The sequence below is a fragment of the Pseudomonas sp. AP42 genome (genome assembly GCF_001728935.1).
Lineage (GTDB): Bacteria > Pseudomonadota > Gammaproteobacteria > Pseudomonadales > Pseudomonadaceae > Aquipseudomonas > Aquipseudomonas lactis.
Genome location: NZ_LYSO01000048.1, coordinates 14,389 through 38,944, shown reverse-complemented (window position 1 = coordinate 38,944; position 24,556 = coordinate 14,389). Strand labels below are relative to the sequence as shown.

2 protein-coding genes are annotated in these 24,556 nt (G+C 65.6%); both read right to left on the bottom strand.

The features are described from left to right. Positions 1-11,328 carry a non-ribosomal peptide synthetase gene (locus A7K61_RS17675; protein WP_069558036.1) on the bottom strand — a complete coding sequence of 3,776 codons (11,328 nt, stop codon included), beginning with the start codon at positions 11,326-11,328 and terminating at the stop codon, positions 1-3. Further along, positions 11,325-24,248, bottom strand: a complete 12,924-nt coding sequence (locus A7K61_RS17670; protein WP_069558035.1) for a non-ribosomal peptide synthetase — start codon at positions 24,246-24,248, stop codon at positions 11,325-11,327. Before A7K61_RS17670 ends, A7K61_RS17675 begins: the two co-directional genes overlap by 4 nt. Between the last annotated feature and the right edge of the window lie 308 nt (positions 24,249-24,556).

The following is a 24,556-nucleotide window of genomic DNA, read 5'->3' as shown; positions in this document are numbered from 1 at the left end:
TCAAGACACCACCTCCCCAACCCCAACAACGTCCAACCACCACCTGGCCAACCCCAAAACATTCGGCGCCTTGAGCAACGTAAAGTGATTCCCCAAGCCATACCAAACCTGCAACCCACCCCCCTGCCCTCGCCACCCCTCAACCATCAACCCCTGCTCCCGCTGGTTCCCCGCCGCATCTAGCGCCGGGTCCTGCGCCAACACCAGGCGCACCACCCCCTCATACCGCCCTTGCGGCTGATACACCGTGCGCAACGCCGCCGCGTAAGTGCGCGCCGGCCCATCCATCGCCTCCACCGCCGCACGCGCCGGCAACAACCCCACATTCACCATCCCCGCGTGTAACGCTTGCCGCTGCGCCACCTCATCGCGCCCGGCAAAGTCCACCGCATCAATCCCCAGCGACTTCCCAGCCGCCAACTGCATCGCCTCGATCAACCGCAACAACGCCGCCGTCGAGGTATAAGCCTTGCCCGCACGCCCCGGCGCCTCGCTGTCGATCACCGTCAAAGAGCCCACCTCACGCCCCATCGCCTGCAAGCGCAGCGCCATTTCCAGCGCCACCCAGCCGCCGAACGAATGCCCCACCAGATGCACCGGCCCCTCGGGGCATTCCTGTTCCAGCGCCGCCAGGTAACACTGGGCCGCCGCTTCCACCTGGCTATGGGGCACCGCTTCGCCATCCAGCCCGCGTGGCTGCAAGCCATACAGCGGCCAGTCGCGCCCCAAAGCTTCGCTCAAGCCGACAAAGCCGGTGACGCTGTCTCCCGCGCCCGGCACGCAGAACACCGGTGCATAACCGGCGCGCCCGCTCTGGATGCGCAGCAAGGGTGAGTGCGCCGCGCAACTCACCGGAGTGCTCGCCGCCAGCGCTTGGCTCATGGCCTGGCCAAGGCTCTGGATATGCGGCGCCTGCATCATGCTCTGGTGATCCCCCGGCACCTGCACCTGGCGCAGTTGCCCAGGCGCCAGGGCGGTGTCCCACCCCAGCGCGGCACTGCGCCGCGACAGTTCGGTGGGCCGCTGCTCGGCGCTGAACAGGTGCACCGGGATCGGCAGCGGGAACAGGCTGTAATGGGCCAAGGCATGCCCGTGCCCGACTTCCCGTTGCAAAAAGCTCAACAGATCGGCGTCCGTCGCCGCTGCCATTTGCGCGTATAGCAAACCTTGATCGCGACAGCGTTGCAGCAGAGCCGCAATGTCCAGCTGTCCAAGGCCTGCCTCCAGTTGTTCCAGGCTCGCCAGCTCATCCACACCTCCCTGTGCCTTCCAATAGGCCGTGCACTGCAACAACAAATGCCGCTTGAGGGCGTCCGGCCCGCTCCAGCGGGCCTTGCCCTGGTCGGTCATGCGCGGCACGTAACTGTCGATCAAGCCGAGAAACGCCACGGCCTCATCCTGCCCCAGCAACTGCATGGCAACTTCATAGGCCAGCACCCCACCAAACGACCACCCCGCCAGGCTGTAAGGGCCGTGGGGCTGGATCTGGCGAATCAGCCCAACCATGCGCGCGGCCAAGCCTTCCATGCTGTCCAGATGCGCCTCGCCCAGCGCCAGGCCCGGCAGGCCATAAATCGGGTAATCGCCCGGCAGGTGCTGGCCCAGCGCCGGGAAGTACACGTCCATGCCACTGAACTCATGCACCAGAAATAACGGCGCCTGCGACCCACGGCTGCGCACCGTGATCACCGCCGTTTCAGGCAGCGCCTCGTCACCGCGCAGGCGCAGCAGCGCCGCGACCGAGGCCACGCTGGCATGCTCGAACAGCTCGGCCAGCGACACCGGCAACCCGGCCTCTTCCAGCCGATTGACCAGGCGAATCGCCAACAACGAATGCCCGCCCAGTTCGAAGAAACTGTCATGGCGCCCCACCTGCTCAAGCTTCAACACGTCGGCCCACAGCTGGGCCAAGGTCTGTTCCAGTGCATCAGTTGGCGCTTCGAATGTGCCGCTGGCCGCAGCGTCCCAGGTCGGCGTCGGCAAGGCTTTGCGATCGACCTTGCCATTGGCCGTCAACGGCAAATGCTCCAGTGCCACAAAGGCCGAGGGCACCATGTAGGCCGGCAAGTGCGCCTGCAGATAAGCGCGCACCGGCTCGATGCCGACCGGCTCGCCCGCCCAGGTGAAGTAGGCCACCAGGCGCTTGTCCCCCGGCACGTCTTCGCGGGCCAGCACCACCCCTTCGCGAATGCCGGCGAATGTGGCCAAGCGTGCTTCGATCTCACCCAGCTCAATGCGGAAGCCGCGGATCTTCACTTGATCGTCATTGCGCCCGATGCACTCCAGCAAGCCGTCTGCGCTCCAGCGCCCGAGGTCGCCGGTGCGGTACAGCCAGGCGCCTGGGTTGAACGGGTTCTGCACGAACTTTTCAGCCGTCAATTCAGGTCGGTTCAGGTAGCCCTGGGCGACACCGTCGCCGCCGATGCAGATTTCACCGGTCGCCCCCACAGGCAGCAGCTGCAACTGCGCATCCAGTACGTAGACCTGCGTATTGGAAATGGGTCGCCCTACCGGCACGCTGTCGGCATCAGCGGTAAGCGCGTGCACTTCATAAGTGGTGGCGTAGGTGGTGGTTTCGGTCGGCCCGTAGCAATGCACCAGGCGCAACCCCGGTGCCAATGCCAGCAGGTTGCGGAACGCCGCCGGGTCGGCACGCTCGCCGCCGCACAGCAAAATACGCAAGCCGGCCAGGGCCTGGGGAATCAGTTGCACATACTGGTTGAACAGCGCGGTGGTGACGAACAGCACCGTCACGCCCTGAAGTGCCGCGCCAAACGCCAGCGGGTCGAGCAAGGTGGCGTGGTCGATCACCTGCACCTGACCGCCGTTGAGCAATGCCCCCCACACATCCATGGTGCTGGCATCGAACGCCGGGTTCGAGGCGAAGGCTACGCGGTCATCGGGATTGAAATCGGCGTAGCCGTTGTTGAGCACCAAGCGCGTGATGCCACGGTGCGGCACCAATACGCCTTTGGGCATGCCGGTGGAGCCGGAGGTGTACATGATGTACGCCACGTTCTGCGTAGACTGCGGCAGGCCCGGGTTGTGCTCGGGGTATGAGTCGAGGGCCAGGGTGTCCAGGTCCAGGCGCTGCACCGCACTCTCCACGCTGCAGTCGCTGCGGGTCAACAGCCAGGCCGCGCCGCTGTCTTGCAGCATGAAAGCCTGGCGTTCGGCCGGCGCGTTGATGTCCAGCGGTACATAGGCGGCGGCGCATTTGAGAATCGCCAGTTGGCTGACCAACAACGCCACCGAGCGTGGCAGCAGGATCGCCACGTTATCGCCGGGGCACACACCCAGGCAGAGCAGGTGATGGGCCAGGCGGTTGGCGCGGCGGTTGAGTTCGCCGTAGCTCACCCGTTGCTCGCCGTGTTGCACCGCCACCGCATCGGGGCGCGCCTGGGCCTGGGCTTCGAACAGGTGTTGCACGCTGCGTTCACGGGGGAACGCGCGGGCTGTGGCGTTGAAGCCCTCAAGCAGTTGCTGGCGTTCGGCCTGAGGCAGGATCGACAAGCAATTGAGCGCGATGTCGCTGCGCTCTTCCAGTGCCTGCACCACCTGCACCAAGGCGTTATGAAGGTAGTCGCCCAAGCGTCGGGCCCCCTGCCCCATGGCCGTGAGGCTGAAACCTTCACCCAGGTCATCCACGCTCACCGACACGCCGTAGTGGGTGTGCTCTTCGGTCTTGAGCACTTCGATCCCCTGCCACGCCTCGGCCACACCCCCGGCCTGGGGTGCGCTGTGGCGATAGTTGAACAGCACGCTGAACAACGACGTGGCCATCGGTACGCCGCTGCAACGCTGGGCCAGCGCCAAGGGCGCGTGTTCATGGCTGAGCAGTTGGGTCAGGCGCCCATGGGTGGCACGCAGCGCGGTCAGTACCGAGTGTTCACCCAGGTCGACTCGCAGCGGCAAGGTATTGATAAATACGCCCATGGCGCGCTCGGCGCCTTCGCCACCTTGCAGGCGGCCGAGCATCACCGTGCCGAACACCACCTGTTCACGGGCGCAGACCGTGCCCAGCACATGGGCCCAGGCCAGGTGCATAAGGCTGGCGGCGCTGACGCCGGCTTGACGCGCCTGAGTGCGCAGGCGCCGACTCAACCCCAGGTCGAGACTCACCTTCACGCGCTCATCGGTGCCCAGGTGCGGTAAGTCAGTGGGTTCGTCGACCCCAGCGAGCATCTCGCGAAAAAACGTCTCGTGGTCCTCAGCGCCCAGACGGGTCTGGGCCACGTAGTTGCGGTACGGGACGGGCGCGGCCAAGGTGTCTTGCGCGCCCAACAGGAAGGCCTGCATGTCGTGTTGCAGGATGTCCAGGGCGATGTGGTCCATCACCAGATGGTGAAACAGCAACGTCGCCATTACCCGTTGTGGTTCCTCGGCATACACCAGGCGCATCAGGGGTGCCTGGCCGAGGTCCAGGCGTGGCAGCAACGGGCCGCTTTCAACCCGTAATGAGGCGGTGCGCCACACCACTTGCACCGGTTCCTCCAGCCCGTCCCAATGGAAGGATGAGCGCAGGATGTCATGGCGCTGGATCACCGCCTGCAAGGCATGGGCGAAGGCGTCCAGGCGCAGGCGGCTGTCGAAGGCAAACTGCGCCTGCAACACATAGGCGTCGTCACCTTGCACGGCGCTATGCTGATACAGGATGCCGGCCTGCAAGGGTGCCAGCGGGTAGATCTCCTGCACATTCGCCGCGCCGCCGGGGATGCTGGCGACGATGCGCTCGATGGCAGCGGGGTCCAGGGTGATCAGCGCAAGCATGTCCGGCGTGATCCGGGTGCAATCGGGCGCAATGCGATTGGCCGGCACCGCCACTTCACGCCCACCACCCAAAGCCGCAGCCAGGGCGGACAAGGTCGGTTGGCCAAACAGCACTTTCACGTCCGCCGACAAGCCCAGGCGGCGCATGCGCCCGATCAGGCTGACCGCCAGCAAGGAATGGCCACCCAATTCAAAGAAATTGTCATGCCGGCCCACGCGCTCCACGTTGAGCAATTCGGCCCACAGCGCGGCCAGAGTGATTTCCGTATCCCCCACGGGCGCTTCATAGTCGCGCACGCTCAACGCGTCCAGGCCCGGCGCCGGCAGCGCCTTGCGGTCGAGTTTACCGTTGGGGCTCAGCGGCAGCGCCTGAAGGTGCATAAAGCTCGTCGGCAGCATGAATTCCGGCAGGTGTTGCAGCAGATGGGCGCGCAGGCTTTCGACCTCGCTCGGCCCCCCGGTGTAATAGGCAATCAGGCGCTGCTCGCGGGCGATCACGGCAGCTTCCTGCACCGCCGGATGCTCGCTCAGGCGCGCCTGGATTTCCCCCAGTTCGATGCGCAGGCCACGGATTTTCACCTGGTCATCATTGCGCCCCAGGTATTCGAGCGTGCCGTCGGGCAAGTAGCGGCCCACGTCGCCGGTGCGGTACATGCGCCCCGGGGTGAACGGGTCGTCGAGGAAGCGTTCGGCGGTCAGCTCAGGGCGGTTGAGGTAACCCCGTGCCACCTGCACGCCCGCGATGAACAATTCACCGACCACCCCCAACGGCACCGGCTGTAACTGCCCGTCCAGTACATACAGGCGCGTGTTGGCAATCGGCTTGCCGATGGGGGTGTTATCCGGCACTACGGCACCCGCGCAGTCCCACGCGGTGACATCCACCGCCGCTTCGGTGGGGCCATACAGGTTGTACAAGCCAACCTCCGGCAATTGCTGTTTGAAGCGCCGCACCAGGCTGCCCGGCAGGGCTTCGCCGCTGCACATCACCCGCACCAGCCCGGCGGCCTGGCTGACATCGCCGTGAGCCAGGAACACGTCGAGCATCGACGGCACAAAATGCAGCGTTGTGACCCGCTCGGCCTCGATCACCTGGCACAGGTAGTCAGGGTCCTTATGCCCGCCAGGGCGGGCCATGACCAGCCGCGCGCCGGTGCACAGCGGCCAGAAGAACTCCCACACCGACACGTCGAAGCTGAACGGGGTTTTCTGCAAGACCGTATCGCTGGCCGTCAGCCCGTATTCGTCCTGCATCCACAGCAGGCGGTTGACCACCCCAGGGTGTTCGTTGATCACACCCTTGGGCTGGCCGGTGGAACCGGAGGTGTAGATCACATAGGCCGCCACGCTGGCCGCCTGCGGGTTATGGGTGGGCTGGTGCTGCCAGGTGGGTGAATCGAGGTTGACCACCGGCACCTCGCCCAACAACCCGAGGGTGCTGGCATGGGCCAGCACTACCGTGGGCGCGCTGTCGTGCAGCATGTAGGCGATGCGTTCCAGCGGGTAGGCCGGGTCCAGCGGCACATAGGCGGCGCCGGCCTTGAGGATCGCGTACAGGCCAATGACCATGTCCAGGCCACGCTCCACGCAGATCGCCACCCGCGCCTGGGGCTGCACACCCAGGGCTTGCAGGTAATGGGCCAATTGGTTGGCACGCGTGTTCAGTTCGGTATAGCTCAGTTGCTGCTCGCCCGCCTTCAAGGCAATGGCATGGGGCGTGCGCAGCACCTGGGCTTCAAACAGGCCGTGCAGGGTCTGGTCGAGGTTGTACTCAATGGCAGTGGCGTTGAAATCCACCAACAGTTGCCGACGTTCGCGCGCGTCCACCAGAGGCACCTGCGCCAGCACCGCCTGGTCGTTATCGACCATGGCCTGCAACACGCGGGTGAAATAGCCGACGTAGCGCTGCATCGTCGACTCGTCAAACAGCGCCACGGCATATTCCAGCGCACCGAGGATGCTGCCCTGCACTTCCCCCAGGTTCAACGACAGGTCGAACTTGGCGAAATGGCTGTGCTCGACAATGCTCTCCAGAGCCAGGTCGCCCAGGGCCAGGGTCGGCGCGCTGCTGTCCTGCCAGCTCAGCAGGGTCTGGAACAGCGGGCTGTGGGCCAGGCTGCGCGGCGGCCGGGTAATTTCCACCACCTGTTCGAAGGGCAAGTCCTGATGGGCCTGTGCCTCCAGCGTCAGCGCCTTGACCCGCGCCAGCAACGCCTCGGTGCTCAGCTCGCCCGAGGTGTCGATACGCAGCGCCAGGGTGTTGACGAACAGGCCAATCAGCCCCTCGACTTCGGTGCGCATGCGGTTGGCCACCGGCGTGCCGATCACCAACTCGGGCTGCCCGGACAGGCGCGCCAACAGCGACGCCCAGGCACTCATCAAGGTCATGTACAAGGTGGTGCCATGGCGTTGGCTCAAGGCCTTGAGCCCGGCGGTGAGGCGTTCATCCAGGCGCACTTCGACACTGCTGCCAGCGTAGTCCTGCTGCGCCGGGCGCGGGCGGTCGGTGGGCAAGGTCAGCAACGCTGGCGCACCGGCCAACGCCTGCTGCCAGAAGCTGCTTTGGCGTTGCAGCACCTCGCCGCTCAACCACAGGCGTTGCCACACGGCAAAGTCGGCGTACTGGATCGGCAAGGGCGGCAGCGGGTCGGCGTGGCCGTGGCTGAACGCCTGGTACAGCGCCATCAGCTCGCGGGTCAGCACGCCCATGGACCAGCCGTCGGAGACGATATGGTGCAGGGTCAGCAACAGCACATGGTGATCATCGGCCATCACCACCAGGCGCCCGCGCAGCAACGGGCCGCGTTCAAGGTCGAAGGGTGCCGAGGCTTCGCCGTGGATCAGCGCGTCCAGGGCCTGTTGCGGCTGCGGGTGGCGACGCAGGTCCTGCACTTGTAGCGCCAACACCTCTTCGGCCGGCACGACCAGCACCTGGGCCTGGTCACCCTGCTGGGCGAAGCGGCTGCGCAGGGTGTCATGCCGCGCCACAATGCGCGCCAGGGCCCGTTGCAGCGCCTGTACATGCAACTGCCCGCGCAACCGCAGGCCGATGGGAATGTTGTAGGCGGTGTTGGCCCCTTCCATCAACGCCAGGAACCACAGGCGTTGCTGGGCGAAGGACAGCGGCACGTCGTCATCACGGTTGGCCGGCAAGATATCCGGCAAGGTGCTGCGACCGGCCTGGGCCAGCACCTCGGCGACCGCCGCCAGTTCGGCGTTGGCAAACAGGTCGCCCAGCGCCAATTCGACGCCCAGCCGCTGGCGCACCTGGGACACCATGCGCATGGCCAGCAGCGAATGCCCGCCCAGCTCAAAGAAATGGTCGTAACGCCCCACACGCTGCACCTGCAACACCTCGGACCAGATCTGCGCCAGCACGGTTTCGATTTCGCCCTGGGGCACGGCGTACTCGCGGTTAAATACCGCGGCCATGTCCGGCGCCGGCAGGGCCTTGCGGTCGAGTTTGCCATTGGCGGTCAGTGGCAGTGCGTCGAGCTTCATGAACGCGACGGGCACCATGTAGTCCGGCAGATGTGCCACCAGGTGGGCGCGGATCTCGACCAGCGTCAGCGGGTCCAGTTGCGGGTTTTCAGTGAAGTAGGCCACCAGCCGCTCTTCACGCACCACCGCCACTGCTTCCAGGATGCCGGGCAATTGGTTGAGCTGGGTCTCGATTTCGCCCAGTTCGATGCGTACGCCTCGGATTTTCACCTGGTCATCGTTGCGCCCCAGGTAGTCGAGCGTGCCGTCCGGCAACCAGCGCACCAGGTCGCCGGTGCGGTACATGCGCCCTGCATTGAACGGGTCGCGCAGAAAACGCTCGGCAGTCAGTTCCGGACGGTTCAGGTAACCGCGTGCCACGCCCTTGCCGCCCACGTACAACTCCCCCGCCACCCCCAGCGGCACCGGGCGCTGGTGTGGGTCGAGCACGTAGACCTTGGCATTGGCGATGGGCTTGCCGATATGCAACGGCTGGCCCGCCTCGACCTTGCCGGAAGTGGCCACCACCGTGGCTTCGGTGGGCCCGTAGTTGTTGATCAGCTCAAAGCGCTGCGCCCGCCCGAACTGGCGTAGGCGATCGCCACCGACCAGCAAGGTGCGCAAGGTCGGGTGCTCGATGTTCTGGCTGAAGGCGTATTCCGCCACCGGCGTCGGCAGAAAGCTCACGTCCAAAGGCTGCGCGCACCACCAGGCCAGCAGTGCGTCGATATCTTCACTGCCCTCATGGGCCGGTGGCAGGTGCAAGGTGGCGCCCACACACAGCGCCGGCCACACTTCCCAGGCCATCGCGTCAAAGCCGAAACCGGCAACACTGGCGGTATGCCGCCCGGCACGCAGGTCGAAGGCGCTGCAATGCCAGTCCACCAGGTTGGCGACAGTGTGATGTTCCACCATCACCCCTTTGGGCAAACCGGTGGAGCCGGAGGTGTAGATCACATAGGCCAGGTGCGTCGGGCCGACGGCGATTGTGGGGTTGCTCGCCGAATGGTGCTGCCAGGTGAAGCTGTCCAGATTGATCACCGGCACTTCCAGGGCCGGCAGGCGCTCCAGCAATGCGTGCTGGGTGAGTACCGCCACTGGCGCGCTGTCACTGAGCAAATAGTTCAGACGCTCGGCCGGGTGGGACGGGTCCACCGGCACATAACCGGCACCGGCCTTGAGAATCGCCAGCAACCCGGCCAGGGTATCGAGGCCGCGCCGCGCCACAATCGCCACGCGGTCGTCGGGCTTGACCCCCAATGCCAGCAGATGATGGGCCAGCAGGTTGGCTTGCTGGTTCAGTTCGGCATAGGTCAGTTGCCGGCCCTGATGCACCGCGGCGATGGCGTGCGGCGTGAGCGCGGCCTGGGCTTCGACCCTGCCGTGCAGGGTGGTGCCTTGGGGGAAGACGGTCTGGGTGGTGTTGAACTGTTCCAGCAGCAAACGCTGTTCGGCAGCGGGCACCACCGACAGTTGCTCAAGCGCGGTATGGGGGGCCTGTTCCAGTGCGCTCACCAGGTTTTCCAGCGCGGTGTGCAGGTAGGCGCAGACGCGTTGAGGGTCGACCAGGGTGCTGGCCAGCAAACTCAGGCCAAAGCCCTCGCCCAGGTCGTCCACGCTCAGGGTCAGCGGGTAGTTGGTGCGTTCCTCGACGCGCAGTGCGGTGATGCCGTGCCACGCCGACACGGCCTCGGCGCTGGCGGCGGACGCGCTGTGGCGATAGTTGAGCAGCGCGCTGAACAGCGGCGTCGGCGCGAGCACGCCACTGCAACGCTGGGCCAGGGCCAACGCCGCGTGTTCATGGCGCAGTAACGTGGTCAGCCGTGCGTGGGTGGCCTTGACGGCGGTGCGCACGTCCTGGGCGTCCACGTCCACGCGAAACGGCAAGGTATTGATGAAAATGCCCAGGGCGCGGTCGGTGGCATGGCTGCCCTGCATGCGCCCCATCAACACAGTGCCGAACACCACCTGGGCTTTGCCGGCCAACACCCCCAGCACCTGGGCCCAACCCAGGTGAAACAGGCTGGCGGCGCTCACGCCCAGTTGGCGTGCCTGTCCGCGCAAACGCTGGGCCAGTGCCGGCGCCAACGGCAGGCTGACTTCAGCGATAGCGCGCGCATCGCCTTGCACATCCTGCAAACCGAACGGCAAGGTGGGCTCGCTGATATCGCCGAGCATCCGCCGGAAGAAACTTTCATGTTCTTGTTCACTGATGCCCAGCCGCGCCTGCGCCACATAGTTGCGAAACGGCACGGCCTGGCCGAGGGCCGCGCCTTGGCCCAACAGGCACGCCTGCATTTCGTGGCACACCACGTCCAGGGCGCTGTGGTCGAGCGCCATGTGATGGAACAACAGGGTGGCGACGATGCGCTGGTTGGCCGGGTCTTCAGCGCGCACCAGGCGCAGCAACGGCGCCTGGGTGACGTCAAGGCGGTAGTGACGGGCATCAAACAGGTCATGCAGTTGCGTGGCGATATCGCCGTCGGCCGGGTCCAGCATCAAGGCTTGCACCGGCAGGCGTGCCTGGCGCCACACCACTTGCGAGGGTTGCGTCAGGCCATCCCAGACCACCCCGGTACGCAGGATGTCGTGACGGTCGATCACCCGTTGCAGCGCCTGGGCAAACGCATCGAAACGCGCCAGGTTGTCAAAGGCGAACTGCGACTGCATCACATAGGGGTCACCCTGCTCGGCACTGACATGGTGGAACAGAATGCCTTCCTGCAACGGCGCCAGTGGGTAGATGTCCTGGATATTCGCCACGCCGCCCTGCACCGTGGCGACAATGCGCTCGATCTCGTCCTGGTTCAGGGTCGACAGGGTCAGCATTTCAGGAGTGATGCGCTCGGCAGTGGCCGGGATACCATTGGCCGGCACCTGCACCTCACCGGCCTTGGTCGCGGCGTATTCACCGGCCTTGATCAGTTCGATCAGCGCCGGCTTGTGCTCACGCAAGGCGGCCAATATCGCCGGGTCGCTCAAGGCGTGCTTGTTGCCGTTCACCGACAACTGCTCGCCCTTGAGCGCCAGTTGCACATCCTTGGTATTCAGGGTTGCCAGCAGCTCGAGGATGTTCACAGGACGATCTCCATTCGTTCGGTCATTGCGGCGTAGCCGGCCAGGGTCGGTTGTTCGAACAAGCCCCGCACATCGGCTTCCATGCCTTCCTGGCGCAGGCGCCCGATCAAGCTCACGGCCAGCAGCGAGTGCCCGCCCAGTTCAAAGAAGTTGTCGTGGCGCCCTACCCGCTCCACCTTGAGCAGCTCGGCCCAGAGCTGGGCCAGGAGGATTTCGGTGTCGCCTTCGGGCGCCGCGTATTCACGTACCTGCAAGGCGTCCATACCCGGTGCAGGCAGAGCCTTGCGGTCGAGCTTGCCGTTGGGGCTCAGGGGCCAGGCGTCCAGGTGCATGAACAGCGCCGGCACCATAAAGTCCGGCAGGTGCTGCAACAGCTGGGCGCGCAGGCTGTCGATGTCGGCGGGTGCGCCGGTGTAATACGCGACCAGGCGCTGGTCCCGGGCGACGACCACGGCGTCCTTGACCGCCGGATGCTCGATCAAGCGCGCCTGGATTTCTCCCAGCTCGATGCGCAGACCACGGATCTTCACCTGATCGTCGTTGCGGCCCAGGTACTCAAGCGTGCCGTCGGGCAAGTAGCGGCCCAAGTCGCCGGTGCGGTACATGCGCCCCGGGGTGAACGGGTCGTCGAGGAAGCGTTCGGCGGTCAGCTCAGGGCGGTTCAGGTAACCCCGCGCCACTTGCACGCCCGCGATAAACAGCTCACCGACCACGCCCAACGGCACCGGCTGCAACTGCCCGTCCAGAACATACAGGCGAGTATTGGCAATCGGCTTGCCGATCGGCGTGTTGTCCGGCACCTCAGGGCGGGCGCAGTTCCAGGCCGTCACGTCCACGGCCGCTTCGGTGGGGCCGTACAGGTTGTATAAACCAATCCCCGGCAACTGCTGCTTGAAACGCCGCACCAGGCTGCCCGGCAGCGCTTCGCCGCTGCACATCACCCGCACCAACCCCGCCGCTTGGCTGACATCGCCGTGGGCCAGGAACACATCGAGCATCGACGGCACAAAGTGCAGGGTCGTGATGTGCTCCGCGGCGATCACCTCGCACAGGTACGCCGGGTCTTTGTGCCCTTCAGGGCGCGCCATCACCAGGCGTGCGCCGGTGAACAGCGGCCAGAAGAACTCCCACACCGACACATCGAAGCTGAACGGGGTTTTCTGCAACACCGCATCGTGGGCCTTGAGGCCATAGGCGTCCTGCATCCACAACAGGCGGTTGACCACCCCGGCATGTTCGTTGATCACGCCCTTGGGCTGGCCGGTGGAACCGGAGGTGTAGATCACATAGGCCGCGTGCCGAGCAGTGAGGCCCGGTACTGGCAGGTTGGTGATGGGTTGGTGCTGCCAGGTGCTGTGGTCGAGGTCGATCACCACCGCGTCACCCAGCAAGGCGCGGGTGGCGCTTTGGGCCAGCACCACCACCGGCGCGCTGTCGTGCAGCATGTAGGCAATGCGCTCTGGCGGGTACGCCGGGTCCAGCGGCACATACGCACCGCCGGCCTTGAGGATGGCGAACAGGCCGATGACCATGTCCAGGCCGCGCTCGACGCAGATGCCCACCCGCGCATCCGGGCGCACGCCGCTGGCACGCAGGTGATGGGCCAGGCGGTTGGCGCGCTCATTGAGTTGCTGGTAGCTCAAGCTGTGCTCGCCGGCCTTCACCGCCACGGCCTGTGGGGTACGTACAACCTGGGCTTCAAACATGCCGTGCAGGGTCTGGTCGAGGTTGTAGTTCACCTCGGTGGCGTTGAACTGCACCAGTAGCTGTTGCCGCTCTTGCAGCCCCAGCACCGGCAGGCGATTGAGCGCCTGGTGCGGCGCCTGCTCAAGAGCCTCGACCAGCCCGCTCAACGCGTTATGCATATAGCCGCACACCCGTTGCGCATCCACCTGGGCCAGGGCGGTGAACGCGTAGCCGTCGCCCAGGTCATCCACGTTCAAGGTCAGCGGGTAATTGGTGCGCCCGTCATTGACCAGGGTCTGCATGCCTTCCCAGGCCAACTGCGCATCCGCCGAGCGGGTGGCGGCGCCGCGATGGCGATAGTTGAGCATCGAGCTGAACAACGGCGCCGGGGCCGCGACACCGCTGCAACGCTGGGCCAAGGCCAGGGAGGCGTGTTCATGGCCGAGCAGCTCGGTCAGCCGCGCATGGGTGGCGCGCACGGCGGCGCGGGCGCCCTGGTCGTCGATATCCAGGCGCAGCGGCAAGGTGTTGATAAACACGCCCAGGGCGCGGTCGGCGCCCTCGCCGCCTTGCAAACGGCCCACCAGCACCGTACCGAACACCACCGTATGGCGCGCCGATACCGCGGCCAGCACCTGCGCCCAGGCCAGGTGGAACAGGCTGGCAGCGCTGACCCCCAGCAACCGCGCCTGGCTGCGCAGGCGGCGGTTGAGCGGGCTGTCCAGTTGCAGGGTATGTTCGTCGATGGCATTGCCGTCGCCGCGCACGTCCTGCCAGCCGAACGGCAGCGTTGGCTCGTCGACATCGCCCAGCATCTGGCGGAAGAACTGCTCATGCGCCTGTTCGCTGACACCCAGGCGCGCCTGGGCCACATAGTTGCGATACGGCATTGGCGCGGCGGTGGGCGCGGCGTGGCCCAACAGGTGGCCCTGCATTTCGCGCAACACCACGTCGAAGGCGGTGTGGTCCAACACGATATGGTGATAGAGCAGCACCGCCACCACGCGCTGGTTGACCGGGTCCTGGGCATACATCAGGCGGATCAACGGCGCCTGGCTGATTTCCAGGCGATAGCGCCGCGCATCAAAGCGCTCGTGCAGGCCGGCGAGTACGTCGCCTTGCAGGTGCAGTTCCTGTACGCACAACTGCGCCTGGCGCCACACCACTTGCAGCGGTTGTGCCAGGCCCTCCCACACCACCCCGGTGCGCAGGATGTCGTGGCGGTCGATCACCTGTTGCAGGGCGCGCACAAAGGCGTGCAGGCGCTCGATGCTGTCAAACGCCAGATGCGATTGCAGCAGGTAAGGATCGCCCTGCGCCGCCGTGAGGTAGTGATAGAAAATCCCTTCCTGCAACGGCGCCAGCGGGTAAATGTCCTGCACGTTGGCAGCGCCTCCCGGCACCTGAGCCACCACCTGCTCGATGGCCGACTGGTCGAGGCTCACCAGGGCCAGCATGTCCGGGGTGATGCGCTGGCAACCGGCACTGATGCGATTGGCCGGCACCTGCACTTCGCGGCCACTGCCGACAGCGGCGGCCAGCGCGGCCAGGGTTGGCTGGCTGAACAGCACGCGCACATCCGCGCTGAGGCCGGCCTGGCGCATGCGCTCGATCAGGCTGACGGCCAGCAAGGAATGGCCGCCCAGTTCGAAGAAGTGGTCAAGGCGACCCACCTGCTCCACCTGCAACACCTCGGCCCACAGCCGCGCCAGGGTGGTTTCGACGTCACCTTGGGGGGCTTGGTATTCACGGCTGAGCAAGGCGCACTGGTCTGGCTGCGGCAGTGCCTTGCGGTCCAGTTTGCCGTTGGCGGTCAGGGGCAGTTGGTCAAGCCGCGTATAGGCGACCGGTACCAGCGCCTCGGGCAGTTGGGCTTGCAGGTGCGCACGCAAGGTCTCGATCTGCAACGGGCGCTGTTCGGTGAACCAGGCCAGCAGGCGGCCTTCGCGCACCAGCACCACGGCCTCACGAATACCGTCCAGTGCCGCCAGGCGGCTTTCGATTTCACCCAGTTCCACCCGCACGCCGCGCAGTTTTACCTGGTCGTCGTTACGGCCCAGGTATTCAAGGTTGCCATCGGGCAGCCAACGCACCAGGTCACCGGTGCGGTACATGCGCCCTGGGTTGAACGGGTCTTGCAGAAAGCGTTCGATCGTCAGCTCGGCACGGTTGAGGTAGCCCCGCGCCACGCCGCTGCCGCCTACATAGAGTTCACCGGCCACGCCCACCGGTACCGGCCGCAGGTGCGCGTCCAGCACATAGCTGGTGGCATTGGCGATGGGCCGGCCGATATGCAACACCTGCCCGGCCCGCACGCGACCGGAGGTAGCAACCACCGTGGCTTCGGTGGGGCCGTAGTTGTTGATCACGGCAAAGCGCCGCTCTTGGGTGAACTGGCGCAAGCGGTCACCGCCGATCAGCAGGATGCGCAAGGTGGGGTGCTGCTGGGGCAGGCTGAAGGCGTATTCGGCCACCGGCGTCGGCAGGAAGCTCACGTCCAACGGCTGCGCCAGCCACCAGGCCAACAGTTCATCGACGTTTTCGTTGCCAATCTCGGCGGGCGGCAGGTGCAGGGTCGCGCCGACGCACAGGGCTGGCCAGACCTCCCAGGCCATGGCATCAAAGCCCATGCCGGCCACGCTGCTGGTGTGGCTCACCGCCGTCAGGCCAAAGGCCTCACAGTGCCAATGCACCAGGTTTTCCACGGTGCGGTGTTCCACCATCACGCCCTTGGGCTGGCCGGTGGAACCGGAGGTGTAGATCACATACGCCAGGTGCGCGGGCGTCAGGTTGGGCAGTTGCGGATTGCTCACAGAGTGGCGCTGCCAGGCGGGGTCATGCAGATCGACCAGGGCAACCGAACCGAGCAGCTCCTGGGTACTGGTCTCGGCCAGCACCGCCACGGGCGCGCTGTCTTGCAGCAAGTAGGCGATACGCTCGGCGGGGTACGCCGGGTCGATCGGCACATAGCCCGCGCCAGCCTTGAGAATGCCCAACAGCCCCACCAGCATCTGCGGGCCGCGACGGCAGCACAGCGCCACGCGGTCGTCGGCTTGCACGCCGAGTTCCAGCAAGTGATGAGCCAACTGGTTGGCGCGTTGATTGAGCTGCTGATACGTCAGCGCCTCACTGCCTTGCTGCACGGCAATGCGATGGGGTTGGCGCTCGGCCTGCACTTCAAACGCACCGTGCAGGGTCTGGCCATGGGGGAAGTCGTGGGCGGTGGCGTTGAACTCGCGCAGTACCGTGTCGCGCTCTGCGGCGGGCAGAATCGGTAACTGGCGCAGCGCACTGTTGGGCGCCGTCTCCAGGGTGACAATCAGTTGCTCAACGGCACTGAGTATGTAGTCGCACAGGCGTTGCGCGCCAATCTGCGGCACGGCCAGCACGCTCAGGCCAAAGCCTGCGCCCAGGTCATCCACGCTCAGGGTCAACGGGTAGTTGCTGCGTTCTTCGCCGCCCAGTAGCTGCACGCCTTCCCAGATGCCGTGGCCGTCGCGGGCCATTTCCCCTGAGTTGCTGTGGCGGTAATTGAGCAAGGCGCTGAACAGCGGCGTGCTGGTCGGCACGCCGCTGCAACGCTGGGCCAGGGCCAGTGACGCATGCTCATGCCCGAGCAAGGCGCTCAAGCGTGCATGGGTGGCTTTGACCGCCTGCGTCGTACCGGCTGCAACGTCGACCCGCAGCGGCAAGGTGTTGATAAACATCCCCAGCGCACGGTCTGCGCCCTCGCCGGCTTGCAGTCGGCCCATCAGCACCGTACCGAACACCACCTCGTCGCGGCCCGAGACCAGGCCCAACACCTGGGCCCAGGCCAGGTGCATCAGGCTGGCGGCGCTGACCCCCAGTTGGCGCGCCTGCTGGCGTACGCGCTGGGCCAGGCCCGCTTCCAGGTGCACCTGGGCTTCTTCGATGGCACGGCCATCGCCCTGCACATCCTGCAGACCAAACGGCAAGGTCGGCTCGTCGACCTCGGCGAGCATGTCGCGGAAAAACTGCTCATGCTGCGCCACACTGACGCCCAGCCGCGCCTGGGCCACATAGTTGCGAAACGGCGCGGCAGCGGGCAAGTCCTGGGCCTGGTTGAACATGAAGGCACGCATTTCCTGGCCGACCACTTCCATGGCGGTGTGGTCCAGCGCCAGGTGGTGGAACAGCAGGATCGCCGCGACCCGGTTGTGCGCCGGGTCCTGGGCATAGACCATGCGCAGCAACGGCGCCTGGGTAATGTCCAGGCGGTAGTGACGCGCATCGAAACGCCCATGCAGTTGCGCCATCACATCGCCGCCGGCCGGGTCGAGCATCACCTCCTGCACCACCAGCTTGGCATCGCGCCACACCACTTGCACCGGGCTGTCGAGCCCTTCCCACACCACAGCGGTACGCAAAATATCGTGGCGCGCCACCACCTGTTGCAGCGCGCCCATAAAGGCGTGCAGGCGCTCGGCGGTGTCAAAGGCCATGCGCGATTGCAGCAGGTACGGGTCGCCCTGCTCGGCGCTGATGTGGTGGTAGAGAATGCCTTCCTGTAGCGGCGCCAGCGGGTAGATATCCTGGATATTCGCCGCACCACCCGGCACGCTGGCGACAATGCGCGCTATGACCTCTGGGGTCAGTTGCACCAGGCTCAGCATCGCCGGCGTGATCTGTGTACAGCCGGCGGGGATGCCATTGGCGGGCACCACGATTTCTCTGCCACTGCCCACGGCGGCCGCCAGCGCGGCCAGGCTTGGCTGGCTGAACAACACGCGCACATCGGCGCTCAGGCCCACTTGGCGCATGCGTTCGATCAGGCTGACCGCCAGCAACGAATGCCCGCCCAATTCGAAGAAATGATCATGGCGCCCCACGCGTTCAAGCTTGAGCACGTCCTGCCAGATCTGCGCCAGCAGACTTTCCACCTCGCCTTGCGGGGCTTCGTAGCCACGGCTGATCAAGGCGGCCTGGTCGGGTGCCGGCAATGCCTTGCGGTCCAGCTTGCCGTTGTTGGTCAACGGCAGGCTGGCCAGCGGCATATAGGCCGACGGCAGCATGTAGTCCGGCAGTTGGCCTTGCAGGTGCGCGTGTACCTGGTCAATGCCCAGGTCTGCGCCGGCCCAGGTGAAATAGGCCACCAGGCGCTTGTCCCCCGGCACGTCTTCACGGGCGAGCACGGCAACCTCCTGGATACCCGTACAACTGGCCAGGCGTGCCTCGATCTCGCCCAGTTCGATACGGAAACCGCGGATTTTGACTTGGTCGTCATTGCGCCCCAGGCACTCCAGCAGGCCATCCTCCGACCAGCGCCCGAGGTCGCCAGTGCGATACATCAGTGCCCCAGGCTGATCGACAAAGGGGTTGCTCACGAACTTCTCGGCGGTCAACTGCGCACGGTTCAAGTAGCCCTTGGCGACGCCCTCCCCGCCAATACAGATTTCACCGGTGATACCCAGCGGCACCGGCTGCAACTGTGCATCCAGCACATAGATCTGCGTGTTGGAAATGGGCCGCCCTACCGGCACGCTGTCGGCGTCAACGGCCAGCGCGCGCACTTCATAGGTGGCGGCGTAGGTGGTGGTTTCCGTCGGCCCATAGCAATGCACCAGACGCAACGCCGGAGCCTGCGCCAACAGGCTGCGGAAGGCCGCCGGGTCGGCACGTTCGCCGCCGCACAGCAAAATGCGCAGGCCGGCCAGGGCCTGTGGAATCAGTTGCACATACTGGTTGAACAGCGCGGTGGTGACGAACAACACCGTGGCGCCCTTGAGTTCAGCGCCAAACGCCAGCGGGTCGAGCAAGGTGGCGTGGTCGATCACTTGGACCTGGCCGCCGTTGAGCAGCGCGCCCCACACATCCATGGTGCTGGCGTCGAACGCCGGGTTGGAGGCAAACGCGATGCGGTCTTGGGGGTTGAAGTCGGCGTAGCCGTTGTTGATCACCAGCCGGCTGATGCCGCGATGGGTCACCAACACGCCTTTGGGCGTACCGGTGGAGCCGGAGGTGTACATGATGTACGCCACGCTGTCCGAGCTCTGGGCCACAGCGGGGTTGGTCGCAGGCATTACGTCCAGGTTCAGCTCGGTGAGGTTGTCCAGCACCTGGCGGGCGCCGCTGTCCTGCACCATGAAGGCTTGGCGTTCAGGCGGCGCGTTGACGTCCAGCGGCACGTAGACCGCCGCGCACTTGAGTACCGCCAATTGGCTGACGATCAGGTCGACGGAGCGCGGCAGCGCCAGGGCGACCGGCTCACCCGGCTGCACGCCCTGGTTAAGTAAATGATGGGCGAGCCGGTTGGCATGGCGGTTAAGGTCGCGGTAGCTCAGGGCGCGTTCGCCATGCACCACCGCCGTGGCTTCCGGCCGGGCCAGCACCTGGGCTTCGAACAGTTGGGCGACGCTGAGGTGCGACGGGTATTCACGGGCGCTGGCATTGAAGTCCTGCAGCAGTTTGCGCCGCTCCGCCGGCGGCACGATCGACACGCGGTGCAACGCGGTGGTCGGCGCCTGTTGCAGCGCAGTCACCAGGTGGCGCAGTGCGGTGAGCATGTAGTTGCCCACCCGTTGCACATCAAGGTCGGCCACGCCTTGCACGGTCAAGCGCATGCCCGTGCCGAGGTCATCGACGTTGAGCACCAGTGGGTAGTTGCTGCGTTCTTCGGAGCTGAGAATCTCGATACCGGAGGCGGCAAAGGGGTTGTCCCCCGGGGCTTCATCGGCGGCGCTGTGCCGGTAATTGAGCAAGGTGCTGAACAACGGCAGCGAGCCCGGCACACCGCTGCAACGCTGGGCCAGGGACAACGAGGCATGTTCGTGCCCGAGCAGTTGCGCCAGGCGCGCATGGGTGGCGCGCACGCCGGCCTGTACACCGACGCTGCCGAGGCTGACCCGCAGCGGCAAGGTGTTGATGAACATCCCCAGCGCCCGGTCCGCGCCCTCGCCGCCCTGCATACGCCCCAGCAACACGGTGCCGAATACCACCTCCTGCTGGCCGGACACCTGGCCCAGCACCTGGGCCCAGGCCAGGTGCACCAGGCTGGCAGTGCTCACGCCCAGTTGCCGCGCCTGTTCGCGCAAGCCCAGGTTGAGCGCCGGCTCCAGCGGCAGGCGCGCTTCATGGATGCCGCTGCCGTCACCATTCACATCTTGCAAACCGAAGGCCAGGGTCGGCTCATCGATGTCGCCCAGCATCTGGCTGAAGAAGGCTTCGTGCTGGGCCTGGGTCACACCGAGGCGGGCCTGGGCCACGTAGTTGCGGTACTGCACCGCGTCAGGCAATTGCGCACTGTGACCATGCAGGCTGGCACTCATTTCTTCGACCAGCACCTGCAGGGCGGTGTGGTCGAGAAGGATATGGTGCAGCAGCAAAATGCCGACCACGCCGTGGCTGTCCTGCGCATACGCCAGGCGCATCAGCGAGGCGCGTGACAGGTCTAGGCGATAGTGGCGTGGGTCGAAACGCTGTTGCAGGTGCGCCAGTGCCTCGCCGCCCAGCGTATCCAGGCGTTCGACCACCAAGGGCGCCTGGCGTAACACCACTTGCACCGGCTCCTCCAGCCCCTCCCAGAGGATGGCGGTGCGCAGGATGTCGTTGCGTTCGATCACCGTGTGCAGCGCGTTGACGAAGCCGTCGACGGCGCCCTGGTCGTGAAAGCGCAACTGCACCTGCAACACGTAGGGGTCGCCCTCGGTGGTCGCCAGGTGGTGGTAGAGAATGCCGGCCTGCAACGGCGCCAGGCCATAAATGTCCTGCACGTTGGCAACGCCACCGGGCACGGCCTCAAGGATATGGTCGATTGCAGCCTGATCCAGTTCGACCAGGGGCAGCATGTCCGGGGTGATGGCCTGGGTGTCTGCTTGAATGGGATTGGCCGGCACCTGCACGCTCTGCTGGCCGCCCACGGCCGCAGCGAGCGCCGCCAAGGTCGGTTGGCCGAACAGCACGCGCACATCGGCGCTGAGGTCGACCTGGCGCATGCGTTCGATGAGTTTGACCGCCAGCAGCGAATGGCCGCCGAGTTCGAAGAAATTGTCCTCACGACCGACACGGTCGACGTGGAGCAGGTCTTGCCAGAGCCTGGCGAGGGTGGTTTCCAACGCCCCCTGGGGCGCCGCATACGCGCGCCGGGCCACGGCGTCGGCATCGGGTGTGGGCAAGGCCTTGCGGTCGAGTTTGCCGTTGGTGGTCAGCGGCAGCGTGTCCAGGCGCACGAAAGCGCTGGGCACCATGTGTTCGGCCAGGCTGCGCTGCAGATGGTCACGGAGGGCGGCCACGTTGAGTTCGCCATCGCTGATCACATAGGCCACCAGGCGCTTGTCGCCCGGCTGATCTTCACGGGCGATCACCACCGCATCGCGCACGCCGCTGGCCGTGGCCAGGTGCGCCTGGATTTCACCCAGTTCGATACGGAAACCCCGGACCTTGACCTGGTCATCGTTACGCCCCAGGTACTCGACACTGCCATCGGCCAGCAGGCGGCCGAGGTCGCCGGTCTTGTACATGCGCAAACCGGTGGCCGGGTCGGCGAGGAAGCGTTCGGCATTCAGCGCCTCGCGGTTGAGGTAACCACGCGCCACCCCGGCACCGCCCACGTATAACTCGCCCACCACACCGTGAGGCAAGGGCTCACGGCGTGCATCCAGCACGTACAACTGCAAATCGGGAATACGCACACCAATCGGGCTCACACCGACCAAGTGCGCGTCGGCCGCTTCCAGCGCACGGTAGGTCACATGCACGGTGGTCTCAGTGATACCGTACATGTTCACCAGTTGCGTACCGGCATTCACCGCCCGTGCGTACCACGGTTTGAGCATGCCCGGTTCCAGGGCTTCGCCGCCGAAGATCACCTGACGCAGGGAATGGGACTGGGCGCTGTTGCCCTGGGCCGCGATCAACTGGCGGAACGCGCTCGGCGTCTGGTTGAGAATACTCACCTGGGCATCGCACAACAGCGCGTAGCACTCATCCGGCAAGCGGCTGACCAGTTGCGGCACGATCAGCAACTGGCCGCCGTGCATCAGCGCGCCCCAGATTTCCCACACGGAAAAGTCGAACGCAAAGGAATGGAACAACGCCCACACATCGTGCGAGTTGAAGCCGAACCAGTGGTGGGTAGCGCTGAACAGGCGCGCGACCTGGCGATGCTCGATCATCACGCCCTTGGGCTGGCCGGTGGAGCCGGAGGTGTAGATCACATAGGCCAGGTTGGCCGGGCTCAGGTGCAGCCGGGGGTTGCTGATGGGCAACGGGCCCAGGTGGTCGAGGTCGATCCGGGCCAGCGCGCCGACCCGCTGCGCCGTGTTGGCCTGCACCAGCACCGCCACCGGTTGGCTGTCGGCCAGGGTGTAGGCGATGCGTTCCTGGGGATAGGCCGGGTCGATGGGCACATAGCCCGCGCCGGCCTTGAGGATGCCGAGCAGGCCGATGATCATCTGCGGGCCGCGCTCTACGCAGATCGCCACGCGCGCGTCGGGGCGCACGCCGTGGGCCAGCAGCGCGTGGGCGACCTGGTTGGCGCGTTCGTTGAGTTGGCGGTACGTCAGGGCGTGTTGTTCGAAGCGCAACGCAATGGCATCGGGCTGGGCGGCGGCGTGGGTTTCGACGTGCTGGTGGATCAGCTGGGTATCGGCGTAGTGCGTGGGGCAGTCGTTCAAGGTGTGCAGCAAGTGGTGGCGTTCAGCGTCAGGCAGGAGGTTCAGGCCGCAGAGCGGCATATCCGGTCGTTGTTCAAGGGCGTCGGCCAGGCTTTCCAAGGCCGTATGCAGGTAGCCCGCAACCCGCTGCGCGCCAATGGAGGCATCCACCATCACGGTAAGGGCGAAGTTTTCACCCAGGTCATCGACGTTCACCGTCAGCGGGTAGTTGGTGCGCTCCTCGGCGCCCAGCACTTGTATGCCGTCGGCCACTTCAATCACCGCCGCCATATCGGTGGCGGCGCTGTGACGGTAGTTGAGTATCGCGCTGAACAGCGGCGTAGGCGCCGCCACGCCGCTGCACCGTTGTGCCAGCGCCAGGGACGCATGTTCGTGATCGAGCAAGCGCGTGAGGCGCTCATGAGTGACCTTGACCGCAGCGCGCACGCCCTGCTCGCCCACATCCACCCGCAGCGGCAAGGTGTTGATGAACATGCCCAAGGCCCGCTCACCGCCCTCGCCTGCGCCCATGCGCCCGAGCATCACGGTGCCGAATACCACCGCCTCCCGCCCGCAAACTGCGCCCAGCACCCGCGCCAAGGCCAGGTGCATCAGGCTCGCCACACTCACCCCCAGCGGGCGCGCCATGCTGCGCAGGCGGCGGCTCAGAGCGCTGTCGACGGGAATGCGCACTTCGTCGATCCCCTGGCCGTCGCCCTGCACATCCTGCAGGCCGAACGGCAGGGTCGGTTCATCGATATCCGCCAGCATGTCGCGGAAGAACGCCTCATGAGCCTGCTCGCTGACGCCATGGCGCACCTGGGCGATATAGCTGCGAAACGCTACCGGTGCAGAGGCCTGGGCTTGCTGCCCGGCCAGGTACAGCTGGATTTCATGCCGCACGCCGTCCAGGGCGGTGTGATCGAGGATGGTGTGGTGGAACAGCAACATCGCCACCACCCGCTGGTTGGCCGGGTCGTCAGCGAACACCAGGCGCAGCAGCGGCGCCTGGCCAAGGTCCATGCGGTAGGCGCGAGCATCATAGCGAGCGAGCAATTGAGCCAGGCGGTCAGCACCGTCCAACTGCGCCTCTTCGCAGGCCAGCACAGCCTTGCGCCACACCACTTGCAGCGGTTCGTCCAGGCGCTCCCAGACCATCGAAGTGCGCAGGATGTCGTGGCGGTCGATGACCCATTGCAACGCCTCGGCAAAAGCCTCAAGACGTGCGCGGCTGTCAAACACGAACTGCGCGTGCAGCACGTAAGGGTCACCCTGGTGCGCCGACAGATGGTGATAAAGCATGCCTTCCTGGAGCGGCGCCAGCGGGTAGATATCCTGCACATTCGCCGCACCGCCTGGGACCGCCGCGACGATGCGGTCGATGGCCGGCTGGTCGAGGTTGACCAGCGCCAGCATGTCCGGGGTGATGCGGTAGGCCGGGCTCAGCCAGTCACCGCCATGTTCGGCGACCAACTGCAGGAGTTGGGGTTTGTGCGCAATCAATTGATCCCAGAGCGCGTCGTCCAACGCTTGGTCATCGCCCAGAACGATCAGATCGTCTTCTTCCGTTTGCAGACGGATCGCGTGGGTGGAGATCGCTGCCAGTAAGTCGCTGAACTGCATGGGGAACCTGCCTGATAATTCACGGTTGACGAGAATGTCCGTATTCAGTTTTGCCGCTTGGATCGGCAGTACCGCGCGCCTGTAAAAAATGCGGGCGCAGCCGTAGGCCTGGAGGGGCTTCCGGCAGGCTTGAAAATTAAGGGATCTGTGGGCTGGGGGGTGACATGGGAAGCGGGGACAAGAGGAATAGCACGGCTCTTACCTGTAGGAGCGAGCTTGCTCGCGAAAAAATCTCAGGCGCCGCGTTTAATCAGGATGCCGGCGTTATCGTTGAGGTTTTTCGCGAGCGAGCTCGCTCCTACATGGGG